15 protein-coding genes are annotated in these 18,468 nt (G+C 44.5%); 6 read left to right on the plus strand and 9 right to left on the minus strand.

Annotation, left to right across the window (positions count from 1 at the left end):
• Positions 1–218 precede the first annotated feature (218 nt).
• Both BSR11_RS05140 and BSR11_RS05145 read left to right on the plus strand, forming a co-directional pair.
• A complete protein-coding gene (locus BSR11_RS05140; protein WP_072669397.1) occupies positions 219–596 on the plus strand; it encodes a hypothetical protein in 378 nt (125 codons plus the stop codon).
• A 51-nt stretch (positions 597–647) separates the two neighbouring features.
• Entirely contained in the window at positions 648–1,331 is a 684-nt protein-coding gene (locus BSR11_RS05145; RefSeq protein WP_181397497.1) for a DedA family protein, read from the plus strand.
• Between the two features lie 87 nt (positions 1,332–1,418).
• Here the strand turns inward: BSR11_RS05145 and BSR11_RS05150 are convergent, their stop codons facing one another.
• The 6 genes from BSR11_RS05150 to BSR11_RS05175 all read right to left on the minus strand — a co-directional run bounded on the left by BSR11_RS05150 (position 1,419) and on the right by BSR11_RS05175 (position 10,253).
• Positions 1,419–3,281 (minus strand): potassium transporter Kup, encoded by a 1,863-nt coding sequence (locus BSR11_RS05150; RefSeq protein WP_072669399.1) that lies wholly within the window; start codon positions 3,279–3,281, stop codon positions 1,419–1,421.
• A 258-nt stretch (positions 3,282–3,539) separates the two neighbouring features.
• Positions 3,540–4,775 (minus strand): 2-methylaconitate cis-trans isomerase PrpF, encoded by a 1,236-nt coding sequence (gene prpF / locus BSR11_RS05155; RefSeq protein ID WP_072669400.1) that lies wholly within the window; start codon positions 4,773–4,775, stop codon positions 3,540–3,542.
• A 5-nt stretch (positions 4,776–4,780) separates the two neighbouring features.
• Entirely contained in the window at positions 4,781–7,369 is a 2,589-nt protein-coding gene (gene acnD, locus BSR11_RS05160) for a Fe/S-dependent 2-methylisocitrate dehydratase AcnD (protein ID WP_072669401.1), read from the minus strand.
• 51 nt (positions 7,370–7,420) lie between these two features.
• Complete coding sequence (prpC, locus tag BSR11_RS05165; protein ID WP_072669402.1) at positions 7,421–8,545, minus strand: bifunctional 2-methylcitrate synthase/citrate synthase; 1,125 nt, start codon at positions 8,543–8,545, stop codon at positions 7,421–7,423.
• Between the two features lie 116 nt (positions 8,546–8,661).
• A complete protein-coding gene (prpB, locus tag BSR11_RS05170; RefSeq protein ID WP_072669403.1) occupies positions 8,662–9,561 on the minus strand; it encodes a methylisocitrate lyase in 900 nt (299 codons plus the stop codon).
• Positions 9,558–10,253 carry a GntR family transcriptional regulator gene (locus BSR11_RS05175; RefSeq protein ID WP_072669404.1) on the minus strand — a complete coding sequence of 232 codons (696 nt, stop codon included), beginning with the start codon at positions 10,251–10,253 and terminating at the stop codon, positions 9,558–9,560. Before BSR11_RS05175 ends, prpB begins: the two co-directional genes overlap by 4 nt.
• Positions 10,254–10,666: 413 nt before the next feature.
• Here BSR11_RS05175 and BSR11_RS05180 point away from each other — a divergent pair, with 413 nt between their 5' ends.
• Positions 10,667–11,125 carry a NifB/NifX family molybdenum-iron cluster-binding protein gene (locus BSR11_RS05180; RefSeq protein WP_072669405.1) on the plus strand — a complete coding sequence of 153 codons (459 nt, stop codon included), beginning with the start codon at positions 10,667–10,669 and terminating at the stop codon, positions 11,123–11,125.
• Between the two features lie 30 nt (positions 11,126–11,155).
• Positions 11,156–11,347 (plus strand): (Na+)-NQR maturation NqrM, encoded by a 192-nt coding sequence (nqrM, locus tag BSR11_RS05185; protein ID WP_004395325.1) that lies wholly within the window; start codon positions 11,156–11,158, stop codon positions 11,345–11,347.
• A 62-nt stretch (positions 11,348–11,409) separates the two neighbouring features.
• Here the strand turns inward: nqrM and BSR11_RS05190 are convergent, their stop codons facing one another.
• Genes BSR11_RS05190 through BSR11_RS05200 form a run of 3 tightly spaced genes read right to left on the minus strand, consistent with a single transcriptional unit; the run spans position 11,410 to position 14,641 of the window.
• Positions 11,410–11,883, minus strand: a complete 474-nt coding sequence (locus tag BSR11_RS05190) for a response regulator (RefSeq protein ID WP_004395326.1) — start codon at positions 11,881–11,883, stop codon at positions 11,410–11,412.
• Complete coding sequence (locus BSR11_RS05195; RefSeq protein WP_110166987.1) at positions 11,870–13,192, minus strand: ATP-binding protein; 1,323 nt, start codon at positions 13,190–13,192, stop codon at positions 11,870–11,872. The genes BSR11_RS05190 and BSR11_RS05195 overlap by 14 nt, the downstream gene beginning before the upstream one ends.
• A gap of 30 nt (positions 13,193–13,222) precedes the next feature.
• On the minus strand, positions 13,223–14,641 hold the full coding sequence (locus BSR11_RS05200) for an SLC13 family permease (RefSeq protein WP_208604775.1): 1,419 nt from the start codon (positions 14,639–14,641) through the stop codon (positions 13,223–13,225).
• Positions 14,642–15,112: 471 nt separating this feature from the next.
• On the opposite strand from BSR11_RS05200, the gene BSR11_RS05205 reads away from it, so the two are divergent.
• Together BSR11_RS05205 and alr are read left to right on the plus strand one after the other, a co-directional pair.
• Entirely contained in the window at positions 15,113–16,744 is a 1,632-nt protein-coding gene (locus tag BSR11_RS05205) for a methyl-accepting chemotaxis protein (protein WP_072669408.1), read from the plus strand.
• 256 nt (positions 16,745–17,000) lie between these two features.
• Entirely contained in the window at positions 17,001–18,224 is a 1,224-nt protein-coding gene (alr, locus tag BSR11_RS05210; RefSeq protein ID WP_072669409.1) for an alanine racemase, read from the plus strand.
• The last annotated feature ends 244 nt before the right edge of the window (positions 18,225–18,468 follow it).

The following is an 18,468-nucleotide window of genomic DNA, read 5'->3' on the forward strand; positions in this document are numbered from 1 at the left end:
AGTCTGGGTCTCACTTTACCCTTATTCGTTAGTTATTATCCATACAAAAATTCAACGGAAATGATAGGTTAAGGGATGATAGTTTGTTTAGATAGTTGAGTACGCCAACCTCGATGAATGAATTAGGGTTATCTCTTGCTCGACGGTTAAAAACACTTTACAGATATGGCTGACACGCCGCATACTCTGGGTAATTTCAAGTTATCCATAATCGTCTTATGATCCAGTCTGCTCTGTTTGCATTGTTTATCGCTCTGGTCAGTTTTCCAAACTGGCTTGATTTAAATGCTATTCAAGAGAAACCACTAGCAGCCCCTACCTTGATTCATCAACATGTGGCTAGCGAACAAGCGCATCCAGAACAATATTCACTCGCCATAGTCGTACGCAGTGAACCCAATCGCACAACACCCATTCGCTTAATCTCTGATGATAATGACGATATCGCGCTAAAGAAAGACACTCCCTTTTATCTTGCCCTTGCGCTGAGTGTCGCGGCGATCATATTGTGGTTTTACTTTAGTCAATCCACGCTGTTTTTTATCCGCAAAGCGCTGCAATTTTCTAATCTCTATTCACGTTTTGCCCACGCTTAACTTTTTTCAATCAAACCACTCGTTATTATTTTTTGATTGAGGAAAGATATTGTGAATACGCTATTGTCTATTTTTTCTGCCTTATGGCATCAAGATCTGATTGCATTACAGCACATCGATCTTTCGTTATTGTATCTCTGCATCGGGTTACTGATTTTTGTTGAGAGTGCTTTCCTGCCTGCTGCGCCTCTACCGTGTGATAGCATCGTTATCTTGTGTGGTAGCCTTGCTGCTGTAGGCATTTTGAATTTATACGCCGTGATTGGCGTGCTGATCATCGCAGGATGGTTAGGAGGAGCAATGGCATTTTACCAAGGTCATCAATTAAAAGAATGGCGTATGGTGGCTTCTTGGTTAGAGAAAGTTCCTGCTAAACAATGGGATACAACGGATCGTTTAATTCATAAATACGGCCTGCTGGCAATGTTTATGGCGCGTTTTTTACCCGTGGTGCGCTCTTTATTGCCGATGGTCATGGGACTGAGAAATGCGATATCTCCAACGCGTTTTTTACTGGTCACCCCCTTAAGTGCCATTGCATGGGTTCTTTTTTTGGTCTTTTCAGGCTATGGCGTGTCATTACTGCCTGATAACTTATCGAAAATTGCCAATCATATTTTGATTCTCGCCCCGTTGATGACGTTATTGATTGGTGTCGTAAGCCTACTTATTGGTTGGTCTGTACGCCGACGCGCTCAGCAAAAAATATCGCCGATTCATCGCGAATCAAATTAATAAGCTTTCATTCTCTATTAGCAAAAAAGGCCATGTAAACACCGTTACTTGGCCTTTTTATTTTTTTCGTAACGTAAATGACAGAGACTAAATTTCCCGATAAACGCCCATCTCTATTAATCGATCTGAGGGAATATTTAATCGCTCAGAGGTTCGTAATGCGTGCTTACTTAATAGAATAAATAGCCTAGCTTTAAAGTCATGCCATAAACCGATTTTTTGCGCTTGAATATGCTCAGCGGAGAGGAAAAAAATCGTTTCATTCGGATGGAGAAATAGCCCTTTTAAACCACAAGAGTGCATTACTTGGTCGATCTCTAGGGTTTCTTGATATCCAGTATGAATGATCACTTGCCAAAAGGTATCCGACAGTTGGGTTATCTCCGCTCGACGGCAGGGATGAACATAAGGCTGAGAGTCATTTTGAAAGGTCATCAACACATTACGCTCATGCAATACCTTATTGTATTTTAAGTTGTGGATCAGTGACCGAGGCACATGATCACTCGAACGAGAAAAATACACCGCAGTACGTTGAGTACGTTGAAAGGTTTCCCCTTCAAGTGACGAGATCATTGCGGGTAACGATAAATCACTCCCCGATTGTTCCAATAAACGCCGCTTCTGTTGCTGCCAAATGTACATAATAAGGAATACACCACCACCAAGCACGATTGGCAGCCAACCACCATGACTAAATTTCGTCGATGTTGATATCAGTAAGCCGAGATCCAAGGTAATAAAGACAGCGCCCATGGTCATCACATAACGTAATCGCCACTGCCAGTAGTAACGAGCGACAATTAGTATTAATAATGAAGAGATGGTCATGATCGCGGTCACGGCAATACCATAAGCAGCCGCTAAATTTGTTGAGGATTTAAAGCTCGCCATCACCATCATTACGGATGTGAATAATAGTAAATTCGCGGCAGGCACATAAATTTGTCCTTGAGAATGCGCTGAAGTATGGGTGATTTTTAATGGTGGGAGATAACCATAGTTCATCGCTTGGCGAGTTAATGAGAAGATGCCGGAAATCACCGCTTGAGAAGCAATAATCGCCGCTAACGTCGCTAAAATGATCAATGGCCAGAGTAACGCATGGGGTACTAAGCCATAAAAGGTTTGTCTTTCTAGGCCTTGTGTTTGAAGTAAATACGCCCCCTGCCCAAAGTAGTTCAACAGTAAACTAGGTAAAACGATAGTAAACCAAGCCCATCGAATGGGCTTAATGCCAATATGGCCCATATCAGCGTATAGCGCTTCGACACCCGTGACTGACAGTACAACAACACCCAAGATAATAAGAGTACCGATACCGTGAGTAGCTATAAAATGCCAAGCATAATAAGGATTCACTGCGGCTAAAACCTGTGGCTGCTTGACGATAGCCATCAACCCTAAAATACCCAACGTGATAAACCAGAGCAGCATAATTGGCGCAAAGAAACGGCCTATCCGCTCAGTTCCTAAAACTTGAATAGCAAATAATACGCAAATGATCACCAATGCAGCGGGTAAAACATAAGGGGCTAAACTGGCCTTAGCTACAGCGATCCCTTCAACCGCAGAAAGCACCGACATTGCTGGTGTAATTACCGCTTCACCGAAGAAGAATCCTGCCGCTAATAAGCCTAATAGTAGAACAACCGGTTTCATTGCATGTGGGCAATGCGCTTTAGCAATGCTTGCTAAGGTTAAGATACCGCCTTCACCATTTTGATCGGCTTGGGTAATGAACAATAAATATTTTACCGACACGATAATAATAAAAGCCCAAAAGACTAAGGAGAGTATGCCAAAAACATTTGTTGAATTAATAGCAAGGGGATGGTGACTAAAAAACACTTCTTTCAATGCATATAAAGGGCTAGTTCCAATATCACCATAAACAATACCGACAGCCAATAGAGCAAGCGAAGACGTACTTTTTTGTGATGGTTTCATTTTCCTATTGCGCTTTGAGCGCATCCTATCTGAATAGAGATCCTCCATACTAATCAGATGGATTTAAAGAAAATGTATAAAACACGATAAGAGATATATAGAAAATATAAAATTTCAGCGCCAAAGAGCATTCTGTTGCAATCAATACTCAATAAGTCAGATATCTCATGATTACTCAAGCTTCCTAAGCCAGCATAGTATCAATCGCTGAATGTAATATGAACATAGAGATAGCTCAACACTATCTCCAAAAAATGGTTAAGGCGCAGGAACTCGCACCCAACCCTGCATTAAAATTCGTGCACTGCGACTCATCACCGCTTTAGTGATTTGCCAAACGGGCTGTGTCTGTCCTTCGATAATCATTCCTTCTATCGTCGCGCCGACCGTTAAGGTACCAGAAGGATGACCAAAAGTGACTTGACTTCGTTGACCACCTCCCGCGGCTTGGTTGACGAGCGTGCCAGGAACGCAAGCCGCCGCGGCAATCGCAACGGCAGCGGTTCCCATCATCGCATGGTGTAATTTCCCCATTGATAGAGCGCGCACCAGGAGATCAACTTCAGCACTCTTAATCTGCTTTCCACTAGCGGTGAGATAGGCTTTCGATGGCGCTACAAAAGCAATTTTAGGCGTATGTTGACGCGCTTTAGCTTGTTCTAAATGCTCAATCAAACCCATTTTTAACGCGCCATAAGCACGGATCATTTCTAACTTAGCGAGCATTTCAAGATCGGCGTTGACCACCTCTTGCCCTTCATCGCCTTGATAACCCAGTCGGTGAGCATCAAGAAAAATGGTCGGAATCCCTGCATTAATCAACGTCACTTCAATATCACCAAGACCGGGGATAGATAAGCAGTCACGTAGATTCCCAGTCGGAAATATTGCGCCTTGCCCCTCAGCTGGATCAACAAACTCAACCTGAATTTCAGCCGCAGGAAAAGCAACACCATCGAGCTGAAAATCACCGATTTCTTGAACTTGACCGTTGACGATTGGTACGTGAATGATCAGCGTTTTTTGAATGTTGGTTTGCCATACTTTTACCGCCACCACACCCTGTTCAGGGATACGAGCAGGGGCAATCAACCCAGCCTCTATCGCAAAAGGACCGACCGCAGCGGAAAGGTTACCGCAATTACCACTCCAATCAATCTGTGGTTGATCGATGGTAACTTGACCAAATAAATAATCAACATCGTGATCCGCTTGCTGACTTTTTGAAATCAATGCCACTTTACTGGTACTGGAACTTCCGCCCCCCATACCATCGATCTGCTTGCCATAGGCATCAGGGCTACCGATAACCCTCAACAATAATCTATCGCGATACTCGCCGGATGATTGTGCATCAATAGGAAGATCGGAGAGCTTAAAAAACACGCCGTTACTGGTGCCACCTCTTAAATAGGTAGCGGGAATTTTTATTTGCCGCGCTGAACCAACGGTACTATCCGAGGCAATAGAGATCTTAGAATTAATATCACTCATCGGGGCTACTCTTTCACTAAAAATTGCTGAGCAAAACGGGGCAATACGCCGCCTGCTTGATAGACATCAACTTCATCTTCCGTTTCAAGGCGACAAATCACCGGAATCGAAAAAGAAGACTCATCTCGGCGAGTGATGGTCAACGTAAGTGTGGCATTTGGCTGGATCACTCCGCGGACATCAAATAACTCGCTGCCGTCTAAATCAAGGGTTAAACGGTTCATCCCTGTCATAAATTGCAGCGGCAATACCCCCATACCGACTAAATTGGTGCGATGGATGCGCTCAAAGCCTTCGGCAACGATCGCCTCAACGCCAGCTAAACGTACTCCTTTCGCCGCCCAATCACGAGATGAACCTTGGCCATAATCGGCACCAGCAATAATGATTAACGGTTGTTGACGTTCTAGATAGGTTTCTATCGCTTCCCATAGTCGAGTAACTCGCCCTTCAGGTTCAATCCGCGCTAATGATCCTTGTACCACTTGACCGTTCTCTCTGACCATTTCATTCAATAGTTTGGGGTTAGCAAGCGTGGCGCGTTGCGCTGTTAAATGATCGCCACGATGAGTCGCATAAGAGTTAAAGTCCGCTTCGGGAACACCCATACTGGCTAAGTACTCTCCAGCGGCACTGCTCGCTAAAATCGCATTCGAGGGAGAAAGGTGATCAGTCGTGACATTGTCACCTAAAATCGCTAACGGACGCATGCCAGTTAAACTCGGCTTGCCAGCCAGCGCACCTTGCCAATAAGGAGGGCGTCGGATGTAAGTACTGTGAGGACGCCAATCATAAAGCGGTGACGCTTGCTGAGTCGGATCCTGTAGCTGAAACATTTGAATATACACTTGCTGAAATTGCTGCGGCTTAACGCAGCTCTCGACCACGGCATCAATCTCTTCATCACTCGGCCAGATATCCGCTAAGTAAATAGGTCTCCCCTGACTGTCCACACCAAGTGCATCTCGCTCAATATCAAAACGAATACTGCCAGCAATCGCGTAAGCGACAACCAGCGGTGGTGACGCTAAAAAAGCGTGTTTGGCATGAGGATGAATTCGTCCATCAAAGTTACGATTACCAGATAATACTGCGGTGGTATAGAGATCACGGGCAAGAATTTCTCGCTCAATGGCCGGATCCAACGCACCACTCATTCCATTACAGGTTGTACAAGCGTAGCCAACAATCCCAAAGCCTAGCGTTTCAAGCTCGGTTAATAAGTTGGCTTCTTCCAAATACAGTTTGGCCACTTTAGAGCCGGGCGCAAACGAGCTTTTCACCCAAGGCTGACGTATCAAGCCACGCTGATTGGCTTTTTTAGCAAGTAATCCCGCCGCGACCAAATTGCGCGGATTACTGGTGTTGGTACATGAGGTGATCGCTGCGATGATCACCGCCCCATCAGGTAAGCCGAATTGAGTACTCTCTTGTCTTAGCGTATGGGCGATACCGCGTTCAACCAATTGTGAGGTAGGTAAACAGCGATGGGGTTGAGAAGGCCCAGCCATGGTGCGTTCGACTTGAGAGAGATCAAAGGTTAAGACTCTTTCATACTGCACCTCGAGTAACGCATCAGCCCATAAGCCAGTCTGTTTCGCGTATTGCTCAACTAACGCGATTTGATCTGGCTCGCGGCCCGTGAGCTGAAGATAACGTAGAGTTTGCTGATCAATATAGAACAAACCCGCGCTAGCACCATATTCTGGTGTCATGTTGGCGATGGTGGCGCGATCGCCAATCGTCAGTTGATGAGCGCCTTCACCAAAAAATTCTAAATAGGCTGAGACCACTCGCTGCGTACGCAAAAATTCGGTTAATGCTAATACAATATCGGTCGCGGTAATTCCAGCTTGGCGCTGGCCGATAAGCTTTACCCCGACAATATCCGGTAAACGCATCATCGATGGTCGGCCGAGCATGACGGTTTCCGCTTCTAAGCCGCCAACACCAATCGCAATAACCCCAAGAGCATTAATATGAGGGGTATGGCTATCGGTCCCCACACAAGTATCAGGGAAGGCCACTCCTTGCTTCAACTGGATGACTGGCGACATTTTTTCTAAATTGATTTGATGCATAATGCCATTACCAGCGGGGATCACGCTGACATTTTTAAACGCGTGTTTGCACCATTCAATGAAATGAAAACGATCTTCATTGCGCCGGTCTTCAATCGCACGATTTTTTGCTAAAGCATCGGCGTCAAAACCAGCGTGCTCGACCGCTAACGAATGATCAACAATCAATTGCGTTTCGACGATGGGGTTGACTTGCGCTGGATCGCCGCCTTGCTCCGCAATCGCATCACGTAGTCCCGCTAAATCAACCAAAGCGGTTTGACCTAAAATATCATGGCACACTACACGTGCGGGATACCAAGGAAAATCCTGATCTCGTTTACGCTCAATCAGTTGTGTTAATGCTGACATAAGCTGTTCACTAGGACAACAGCGCACCAGATTTTCAGCCAGTATCCGCGAGGTATAAGGTAGGCTCTGATACGCATCAGGTTTGATGGCGTTAATCGCTGCGCGAGCGTCAAAGTAATCAATCTCGGTTCCGGGTAAGGTTTGTCTAAAACGACTCTTCATGCTCTTCTCTTGATCCTCAATAATCCACCACGTTGAGTGACAGCGTCACGATTAGCCACGCTGATCTATCGGAACCCAATCTTGAGGATCGGGCCCAATATAGTCCGCGCTTGGACGAATAATTCGATTATTAGCCCGCTGCTCAAACACATGTGCAGCCCACCCAGTTAAACGGCTCAGCACAAAAATCGGGGTAAAGAGTTTGGTCGGAATACCCATAAAGTGATAGGCCGAAGCGTGGAAAAAATCGGCATTACAAAATAAGTTTTTTTCGCGCTGCATTACGGCTTCAACTCGTTCAGAAACCGCATAAAGATGGCTATCGCCTACCTGCTCGGATAAGCGCTTAGACCACTGTTTGATCAAGGCGTTACGTGGATCGCATTCACGGTAAATCGCATGCCCAAAGCCCATGATGGTCTGCTTCTCTGCCAGCATACGCAGCAGATGTTGCTCGGCTTCCTCTGCCGTCGTCCACGGCTCTATCATCGCCATTGCTGCTTCATTAGCTCCACCGTGTAATGGCCCTCGTAATGAACCAATCGCGGCAGTAATACAAGAATGCAGATCAGACAAGGTCGATGCGCACACGCGAGCGGTAAAAGTTGACGCATTAAACTCATGCTCAGCGTATAGAATTAATGAACAATGCATAACTTGTTTAAACAGTACACTCGGTGCACGATCACTAAGCATTGCCAAAAAATAGCCACCGATAGAGTCTTCACCATGTTGCTGGGTATCAACCCTGACTCCGTGATGACTAAAACGATACCAATAAGCAATAATGGCAGGAAATAGAGCTAACATTCGCTCGGCACTGGCTAACTGCTGAGCAAACTCTTGCTCAGGTTCGATATTGCCCAGCATCGAACAGCCAGTGCGTAAGACATCCATCGGATGAGCCGTTGCGGGGATCCGCTCTAAGACCTCGGTAAGCGCGGGAGGCAAGCTTCGGAGATCCATCAAACGCGCTTTAAAGCTGTCTAACTCACGCTGAGTCGGTAAGTGCCCAATCAATAATAAGTGCGCCACTTCTTCAAATTGGGCATGGTTGGCTAAATCGGTAATGTCATAACCGCGGTAGGTCAAACCAGTACCGGTTTTACCCACCGTACACAGCGCCGTACTGCCAGCACTTTGACCACGTAATCCTGAGGATGAGGGACAAGACATAATGATGAACTCCTTTTCGCATTAAGTTTTGTTGATTCAAAGTTGGAGGTTAAAGCGGCAATCCTCTTGTCGCGATAAACCACCGCGCTGTACTTATCATTCCAGCATAGAAAAGTTTAAGATTTGCCTTTCGAAAATAGCGTATCCAGCGTTTGCTCATAGGCGTGATAATCGAGATAGTGGTAAAGATCCTGACGAGTTTGCATCGCGTCTAATAACGCCTGTTGATGCTCGTTGTTCAATAGGTGGCGGTAAACCGTTTCTGCAGCGTAGTTCATGGCCCGAAACGCACTGAGAGGATACAAGGCCATGGCAACACTAGCCTGTGCCAATTGCGCTTTGCTATACAGTGGGGTTTGGCCGAACTCAGTCATATTAGCAAGAATCGGTACGTTTTTTCCGGTTGCCGATTGTAATGCCAAAGCGAGCTGTTGATATTGTTCCAATTCCGTCATCGCTTCGGGAAACAACATATCGGCCCCCGCCTCAACATAAGCAATCGCTCTTTCAATGGCTTTGTCCATGCCTTCGTTGGCCAGTGCATCAGTACGCGCCATGATCACAAAATCACTATCATGACGAGCATCGACCGCAGCTTTGAGTCGGTCAACCATCTCTTGTTGGCTAACAATGGCTTTATTTGGACGATGGCCGCAACGTTTTTGAGCCACTTGATCTTCCAAATGAACCGCCGCCGCCCCTGCTTTTTCCATTAGCTTTATCGTCCGAGCAATCGAAAACGCGCCGCCAAATCCGGTATCAATATCCACTAACAAGGGTAAATCACAAGCATTCGTGATCCTTTCGACATCAATCAGTACGTCATTTAATGCCGTAATGCCAAGATCCGGCAATCCATAGGATGCATTCGCGACGCCTGCACCGGATAGATAAATAGCCTGATGGCCGATCTGTTTAGCCATCATCGCACAATAAGCATTAATCGTACCGACAATGGGTAAAGGTTGCTGCTGGTGAAGGGCAAGCTTAAATTTAGCTCCCGGACTGATGCTCATAAACACTCCTTAGTATGATTATCGAGCTTAATTTGCTGTTCAATTAAGCGCCGGCTATAAGCAATATGTCTACGCATCAACATCTCCGCCAACTCTTCATCACGGTGACGTATCGCCTGCAGAATAAATTTATGCTCTTCAAGGGCGGCAATCGGTCGAGAATGAGAACGAGGCGATTGATATCGATACATACGCAGCAAATGGTAAAGCTCATCGCACAGCAAACGAATCAATTGTGGGTTACGACTGGCTAGAATGATTCGATAGTGAAAGTCAAAATCACCATATTGATGAAAATAGCCCGCCCCATCGACTTGTTCAATATGACGAGAATGCGTGATGAGTAATTGCTCTAAGCTAGACAATTCGTCTTCGGTAATATGACGCGCCGCTAAACGAGCCGCCATTCCTTCCAACGCTTCTCTTACGCCGTACAAATCCACCAGCTTTTCTTGACAAAGCTTAATGACTCTAGCCCCAACATGAGGAATACGCTCAATCAACCCTAAGCCTTCAATCCGCATCAGCGCTTCACGTAAAGGCCCTCGACTGACCTGAAAATGTTTAGCTAACTCAGGCTCAGAAATTTTACTTCCCGGAGCAATGTCGCCAGAGACAATCGCCTCTATCAAAAACTCGGTTAAACTTTCCGATTTAGTATGTTCTTTTTCGTTATCTGTGTGTTTATTCACTTGGCTCTTCTACCTCGCATCAGTCATTACGCTGAGCTCATCAAGCTGATGAGTGGTTAATACGAACAACCTCGACTTGCTGATACCGCTTACCATAAACAACCAATTGTCGACAATCAAGCAAAGCGGCGACAATTTAGACTAAGGTCGCACAAAAAACCATCGCAACAACAATCAAAAAACCTGATAGAAACCCCGTTAATTATAGAAAAAATTAAATGTTAGTGATTGTGGCGTTGTATTATCGAATCATCTCAACAAATATTGTCGACAATCAATAAGTCCACTCAAAGATAAACCCACGATTTCTTAGATAAAAAACAGGCAAAATACAGAAAATAATTGGCATATGCTAATTACTGACGCACAATATCCACTTCTCACTCTTCTCTCACTACAATAGGAATATTGATATGATCTATGCCATACCCAGCCAAGGTCAAAAACTCAGTAGCCATTTTTCCAAAGCATCCGAATTTTTATTGATTCACTCTGTGACCGAGCAGCAAAGGGTTGTTGTCACTGGACCTCATGACCCAGCTCAACGCTGCGCTCAAAAAGCGGCGCTGCTTGAGCTGTTACGGCAACATAAAGTCGAGGCTGTAATCGTAAAAAATATCGGTCAGGCGATGCTATCGACACTATTTAAGCTAGGTATCAAAGTCTTCGCCTATCCAGCTCGCCGCTCATTGGCTCAGCTTACCCTTACTGAACTTCAGGAAATCACCGATCTGGCTTACGCTCGTCCTTCGATTCATAAACACCAGAAACCCTGCCAAACAAAGCAAGGTTGTCATTCTTCGCAAGCAAGGACTAAACTCAACCCAACAACGTTAAAAAAGTTACAGCGTATTTTTACGATTCACCGCTAACCCATACGAAACACAAAAGGAGTCATAAACATGGTGTACTTGATCGCTTTTGGCGTTTTTCTATTGATGGTGCTCTTAATGAGCATTGGCGTAATGGCTCGGCGAAAACCGATTCAGGGTAGTTGTGGCGGTCTGGCAAAGGTTGAGATTGATAAAGTCTGTAACTGTAAGACACCGTGTCAAGATCACACTAAATCGACTCAAACCGACGAGCTGAAATAGCAAAAATAGTAGAAATAGCGAACTCAGCGTGAGCTAATCATCACGCTGAGTTGAGGTTAAATTTAGCGAACGCGAGTTAGCACCACGTTTTGATCCAACTCTTGATGCCATTGCGTGTAATCCAACCCTTTGTCAAAAATAAATTCTGTCACTAGTTGTCTAACACAGGCGATCAACGCTTCTGCACTCCATGGTTTATCAAAATAACGGTTGATGCCTGCGGTGTTTATCGCATTAATCGTATCAGAGTGGGTCGCTTGTCCCGTGAGTAAGACCTTTTTCGTACCGATAAAACGAGGATCTTGTGTGATCTCGCTGAGTAGTTCAATACCCGTTTTTCCTGGCATCACATGATCGGAAATAATCAGAGCAATAAACTCACCTTCAGCGTCTAATTCGTCCATCAGTTGCAATACTTCATCTGCTGATTCACAATCTTCTATCTGTAACCAACTCGCTAACGGTTGCAAGTCTTGCAACACCGCACTGAGCACTTCCCTTTGGTCATCGACACAAATAATATTAAGCTTCTCCATATCCATCCTCGACTGGTAGTTTTATCCTGAAAATCGTTTTCTCATGATTGCTTTTGACAACCGTAGTTCCGCCATAACTGGTCACAATGCGCTTAACAATCGCCAACCCTAACCCAAGACCAAACGATAATCCCTCTTTTTTGGTGGTAAAACTGGGCTGAAATATTCTCCGCCGTGTGGCTTCATCGATTTCTGGCCCATTGTTAGCAATAGTGATCAAAATGCGTTGTTTATCATATCGAGTATGGATATCTATTTCTGGATGCTCTGTTTGGAGCATAGCATCACAAGCATTTTTAATGATATTCACCCATACTTGTACCCATTCGGTCTGCGATCCCTTTAAGATTGGTAAGACTCCGGGACGCATCCGCACCGAGACTCGACGTAAATCACTTTGCAATAATGCTAACGCCCGATTTAGCGTGTCATTCAGATCCAACTGCTCATCAAAATGGATCTCGCTACGCCCCAATTGTTTGACCGATTTCACGATCCCAACCACATGTTTCGAGGCAACACGTAAATCGTGTAAATCACGCCCCATTTGCCAATAGCGAATCGCTAAATGTGGATTGGCCAGCCAATGAGCGGACAGTGTCTCCTCCGGTACTGCCCGAGCTAATTCACGAGCGAGATTTTTCGGCAATTGATAGCGCTGCGCAAAGTGTGCGCCACGTTCGCGCGCTTCACTCGACGACACTTTTTGCCCATACAACAAACCAAAATCAAAAAACTGACTGGCTTCGGGATGCACTTCATGCAACAGCTCAATAAATAAGCTTTCTAACCGTTCTGTTTTACTGCTTACTACGCCAATTGCGTTATTTAATTCATGAGAAATACCAGCGGCTAACTGACCTAAGGTCGTCATCTGTTCCGCCATATGTAACCGCTCAAGCGCTTTTTCTTTGGCGACCGCTTCTTGCATCGCGCGTCGTTGACGACGCGAAAGCTCGGCAACAATCACTGGCATAAACTGGGTACTCAGCGGACCAAACTGCTGTGGCTCAATCACTGGCGTATGTCGGTCAATCCAACCGAGCTCAACATCGGTTTGCGCAATCACCGTGGAAGACGCTATCCAATGACCAGAAAAAAAACTGTGTACACCGATAAAAGCACCCGCTGAGGCCGAAAAAATCGGAATGGCTTTTCCCTCTTTTTCTCTAAATTGACCGAGTAGCTCACCCGATTTTACGTAATAGAGGCGATCGTTATAGCCATTTTGCTTAAGAATTATCGAGCCACTGGGTAAACAGATGCAGCGCTGAGCATGAGTAAAATAACGCTCAACTAATACCTGCATCTGCGGATCCATGTTTTCCAGCATCATTAATTAACCAATGTGTCCAATAAAGTGTAAAAACCAAATCATCACAAAACTCATCAACACACCAACAATACCTAGGATAACGCCAACTCGTGCCATTTGATGACTTTGTACATGACCGGTCGCATGAGCGAGAGCATTAGGCGGAGTACTGATCGGCAGTGACATCCCTAGCGAAGCTGCAAAAGTAACGACGAGAATTAGAGTTAACTCACCGCCCAATGGCGTCAGTGAGACCATAGAAGTACCCAATGCCGCCATAATTGGCATCAATAAGTTTGCTGTCGCGGTGTGCGACATAAAATTCGCCATCAATAAACATAAGAACGCCGCACCAAATAACACGACATAAGGCGAGTAATGATCAAAAGGAATGCTATTAACGACTAATTCCGCTAATCCTGTTTTATCAAGCGCTAAACCCAGTGCGATACCACCAGAGACTAACCACAACACATCCCAGGAGATTTTTTTCAAATCTTCTTTATTGATGATCCCTGTCACCGAGAACACCGCAACCGGAATTAACGCCACGGTATAAGAGTCCATGCCATGCGTCGATCCCATTAACCATAATAAAATGGTCAGTGCGAAGGTGACATAAACCACCATCGCTTTCGGTGTTTTAAGAAATTTACCTTTAATACTTAATTCAATGGTTTTTTGTTCTGCTCGATACATAAATCCAATCAGCACCCAAGCCAGCGCCATTAATACGATCACAAAAGGCACACCAAATGCCATCCATTCACCAAAGGTAATAAGGTTATCGCCAACTAAGTATTTAAGAGCAATGGCATTGGGTGGCGTGCCTATCGGTGTACCGATACCGCCAATATTAGCCGCCACAGGAATAGACAGCGCAAAAGCAATTCGGCCCGGATCCTTCGGGCCAAAAACGGCGATAACCGGCGTTAAAATCGAGAGCATCATGGCTGTGGTTGCGGTATTGGACATAAACATTGAGAAAATACCAGTGATCAACATCAAACCTAACATGACAAATTTAGGATTTTGACCGAAAGGCTTGAGTAATACCCTTGCCAAGTTGACGTCCAAACGGTACTTAGTCGCCGCCATCGCTAAGAAAAACCCGCCGAGAAACAACATAATGATCGGACTAGCAAAAGTCGCCATGATGTCACTATGTTTTAATAGCCCACCAAATTCCGCAAGATGCTGGTTACTTTTAAATAACCACAAGCCTTTATCCGATAACATCAGTAGTTCTAAAACGATGATCACCACTGAAGTGGCATAAATCGGGATCGGTTCAAATACCCATAATAAGGCCGCTAACAGGAAAATAGCAATCACTCGCTGCTGGATAATGGTCAGCCCCTCAAAAGGAAAAGCAGAGAGGGGTAAAAGGAGGATCAATAAGGGAATCGCTAACGGGATAATGTACTTAATATAGGGGCGTATCATAGTTACTCTTCCTGAGACAATGTGCATAAAAACCACGAATAATGGCCAGATCGCTTATCCACGACCCGTTGATAACTATTGTTAGTTAATAACTCTTGTAAGTTAATAACTATTACAAATAGTTACAGTTCGAAGCCAGCATGAATTATGCCTATACCTGAAAGAAATACTTAGGGGTAGATCAACGAATATCTATTAGTTTCAATCACTAGCGCGGAAAATCAGTAAAACCTCGCCTTGATCTCATCTTCTAGGGAAAATTTTTTTAATCACCGCCTCTCCTTTTGGTGATTTATTGACTATTTTTATAACTAGCAACACAGGTAATAAAAATAGTGATAAAATACACAATTAATTGAACCAAAGTCACAAATTATGGATATCTAACAAATCATCGTTGGATAATAAGTGCACAAGGGAGTTGTGTTTGGTGCCAATCCAATCCACCCAATGTAAGGTAGCTTATTCATGTTTTTAAAAAATATGTCGATTAGCAAAAAATTAGCCAGCGGATTTGGGCTCATTGCTCTTATCAACATTTTATTTGCTTGGTTTTTACATACGGAACACCGTGAGATTAAAAATCAACTCATTAACTTTACCGAAGACACCTTCCCCGCTTTTGAAGCGGTCGATAATATTGGTGATAAACTATCCTATTGGCGTCGCACTCAATTTGCTTCATTACTTTCTAGCGATCGCAGCGATATCACCAATCGACTCAATCAAAGTCGTCAACTGCAACAGGAAATCGATGCAGAATTAAAAAAATACGGGCAAGATATTTGGCCAGGTGAAGAAGAACGCATCTTCAATCAACTGATGCGTCATTGGCAAAGCTATAATCAGACCATGGTTGAATTCAATCAGGCATTAGCTGCCAACGAGCAGATTAAAGCTTTGGAAATTTTAAACCGTTCTAATCAAGACTTTCGTCAAATTGAAACCGATATAGAAAAGCTATCTAAAATTCTTAGCCAAGCGATGGATGGCAATAAAGACTACATCCTTAAAGCCGTCAATCGGATTGATGTGAGTTCGAGTATCATCAACATCGCGATCTTAGTTATTATGGCGCTGGTCACCTACTTTATAACGCAGATCATTTGCGGGCCATTAAAGTTAGTGGTCGCACAATCGAATGCCATTGCTAAAGGTGATTTATCACAAAAACTCAATCGACAAGCGATTGGCAATGACGAGCTCGGTGAGTTGGCCGATGCCTCGATGATTATGCAAGACAATCTTCGCCAATTAATAGAAGAGACCATTTCAGCAGTGACCCAACTGAGTAGCGCAGTAGAAGAGATGTCACAAATTTCCTTTCAAGCAGCTCAAGGCATGCAAGAGCAGCAAGATCAAATCACACAAGTCGCGACGGCGATGAATCAGATGAAGGCTGCCGTTGCCGATGTTGCCAACAATACCGAAAGCTCGGCGCATGAAATTGATTCAACCAATAAACAAGTGCAAGAAGGCGCACGCGATAATAAATTGATGGTTAATGCGATTGGTCAGGTCGCAGAAATCATTACTCAAACGGGTCAAACGGTTTCTGAGCTTGAACAACAATCTAATCAAATCAATATGATTGTCGATGTTATTCGTGGTATTGCCGATCAAACCAACTTACTTGCACTCAATGCTGCCATTGAAGCGGCTCGCGCTGGCGAATCTGGTCGAGGCTTTGCTGTGGTGGCCGATGAGGTTAGAACCCTTGCCGGACGCACACAAGATTCAACGGGTGAAATTACCTCTATTATTGAAAAACTGCAAAACATGGCGAAACAGGCTAAGGAAGGTACCGATCGCTCGTGTGCAAGTATTGATAACTGTGTTGAACAAGGTAACCATTCACAACAACTCATGCACTCTATCGAGCAATCCATTGCTCAAGTGGCCGATATGGGGGCGCAAATTGCCAGCGCTTGTAGCCAACAAGATTCCGTTGCCGATGAATTAACGCGTAATATTGAAAATATTCACCATGCTTCTCAAGAGGTGGCTCAAGGTGCTAATCAAACCGCACAAGCGTGTACCGAATTGGCGCAACTGTCCGTATCATTACAAAACTCGATGATGCGTTTCAAACTTCAATAAAATACGCTATTCTAACAATCGTTTAGAATACTCTATAAAACGTCTACTCTCTAAACAGATGGTAGGCGTTTATGTTATTGGGCTGTCATTTTATACTCACGGATTTCCCTACCGTTGGTTTTTCAAACGCCCATCACAGATTAAACGTCTATTCTAATACCTTATCAAAACAACCTGAGATTCTCGCTATACTGATGTTCATATGAAGTTAAGCGAAATTCGATTTTTAAATTTCATGCCCCGATTTGGAGACATTATGCATTTTAAAGCTACGCTACTTTCTATCGCTTTGGCGAGCGCCCTACCTTCCTTTCTCAGCCATTCTGCTCCATTAGCGCTTGATGCCACCGTCCCTTCCGCAGAGCAAATCGCTCAATCCAATGCTTGGCTTGAAATCAATTTAGGTCAATTTAAAACCAACATTGAACGGTTTAAATCACACATTAACCCAAGCAGTAAAATTTGTGCAGTGATGAAGGCTGATGCTTATGGCAATGGCATCCGTGGTTTAATGCCAACGATCATCGAACAAGGTATTCCTTGTGTCGCCATCACCAGTAATGCTGAAGCACGTGCAGTACGCGAAAGTGGCTTTCAAGGTCAACTGATGCGTGTTCGATCTGCAACCATTAACGAAATTGCCGCTGTCGCCGAGCTGAATATTGAAGAGTTGATCGGCACCAAACAACAAGCGATGGATCTTGCTCAATTAGGTCAACGTTTAGGTTCACCTATCAAAGCGCATTTAGCGTTAAATGATGGTGGTATGGGCCGTAATGGCGTTGATATGAGCCATGAAAAAGGGAAACAGGAAGCACTCAGTATTACTCAGCAAAAAGGCTTACAAATTGTTGGGATCATGACACATTTCCCCAATTATAATCCCGATGATATTCGTGCAAAATTAGCGACCTTTAACCAACATGCCAATTGGCTGGTTGAGCAAGGCCCATTGAAACGCGAAGAGGTTCAATTTCACGTTGCTAACTCATATACGGCGCTTAATGTACCCGAAGCTCAATTAGACATGGTTCGCCCTGGTGGCGTGCTGTATGGTGATTTACCAACCAATCCAGAATACCTTCCTATTGTCTCATTCAAAACTCGCATCGCATCACTGCATCACCTACCAAAAGGCAAGACAGTAGGATATGACAGTACTCATATCACGGACAGCGACACCGTATTGGCCAATTTACCGGTTGGTTATTCCGATGGCTATCCGCGAAAAATGGGCAATAAAGCGCAAGTACTGATCAATGGTCAGTGGGCAAACGTGGTTGGCGTTACCTCAATGAACACCACTATGGTTGATGTATCAACAATTAAAGGCGTTCAATCTGGACAAGAAGTTGTACTGTTCGGTGCTCAAGGCAAAAAACAAATCAGTGTCGATGATATTGAAACGCATAGCGATCTCATCTTCCCTGAGCTTTACACCATATGGGGCACGGCTAATCCGCGTTTTTACGTTAAGTAGTAGAGTTAAACCTACTCGTCTACTTGTCAGGCTATTGAGTCTTTGAGGGGATGATCCTCTTCTAAATTCACTCCGCCATCAGTCCCCTTATCTCTATCGATAAGGGGACGATTACGCTCAGCGACTATGATAGAACTTGCCTACGAATATTGTTTAGACGTTTGTAGCAAAAGAAAATTCATATCCTGTTACCATTGCCATTTGTTTTATTTCAGGCAGAATAATCCATCTTTAGGTTGACCTT

This window comes from Vibrio injensis, assembly GCF_001895205.1.
Taxonomy (GTDB): domain Bacteria; phylum Pseudomonadota; class Gammaproteobacteria; order Enterobacterales; family Vibrionaceae; genus Vibrio; species Vibrio injensis.

Excerpts from the sequence above, each read along its gene's own strand:
- nqrM (WP_004395325.1), top strand. The coding sequence starts at position 11,156 with ATGGTGTACTTGATCGCTTTTGGCGTTTTTCTATTGATGGTGCTCTTA.
- BSR11_RS05190 (WP_004395326.1), bottom strand. The coding sequence starts at position 11,883 with ATGGAGAAGCTTAATATTATTTGTGTCGATGACCAAAGGGAAGTGCTC.
- BSR11_RS05140 (WP_072669397.1), top strand. The coding sequence starts at position 219 with ATGATCCAGTCTGCTCTGTTTGCATTGTTTATCGCTCTGGTCAGTTTT.
- BSR11_RS05195 (WP_110166987.1), bottom strand. The coding sequence starts at position 13,192 with ATGCAGGTATTAGTTGAGCGTTATTTTACTCATGCTCAGCGCTGCATC.
- alr (WP_072669409.1), top strand. The coding sequence starts at position 17,001 with ATGCATTTTAAAGCTACGCTACTTTCTATCGCTTTGGCGAGCGCCCTA.
- prpC (WP_072669402.1), bottom strand. The coding sequence starts at position 8,545 with ATGTCTTGTCCCTCATCCTCAGGATTACGTGGTCAAAGTGCTGGCAGT.
- acnD (WP_072669401.1), bottom strand. The coding sequence starts at position 7,369 with ATGAAGAGTCGTTTTAGACAAACCTTACCCGGAACCGAGATTGATTAC.
- BSR11_RS05180 (WP_072669405.1), top strand. The coding sequence starts at position 10,667 with ATGATCTATGCCATACCCAGCCAAGGTCAAAAACTCAGTAGCCATTTT.
- BSR11_RS05150 (WP_072669399.1), bottom strand. The coding sequence starts at position 3,281 with ATGAAACCATCACAAAAAAGTACGTCTTCGCTTGCTCTATTGGCTGTC.
- prpB (WP_072669403.1), bottom strand. The coding sequence starts at position 9,561 with ATGAGCATCAGTCCGGGAGCTAAATTTAAGCTTGCCCTTCACCAGCAG.
- BSR11_RS05205 (WP_072669408.1), top strand. The coding sequence starts at position 15,113 with ATGTTTTTAAAAAATATGTCGATTAGCAAAAAATTAGCCAGCGGATTT.
- prpF (WP_072669400.1), bottom strand. The coding sequence starts at position 4,775 with ATGAGTGATATTAATTCTAAGATCTCTATTGCCTCGGATAGTACCGTT.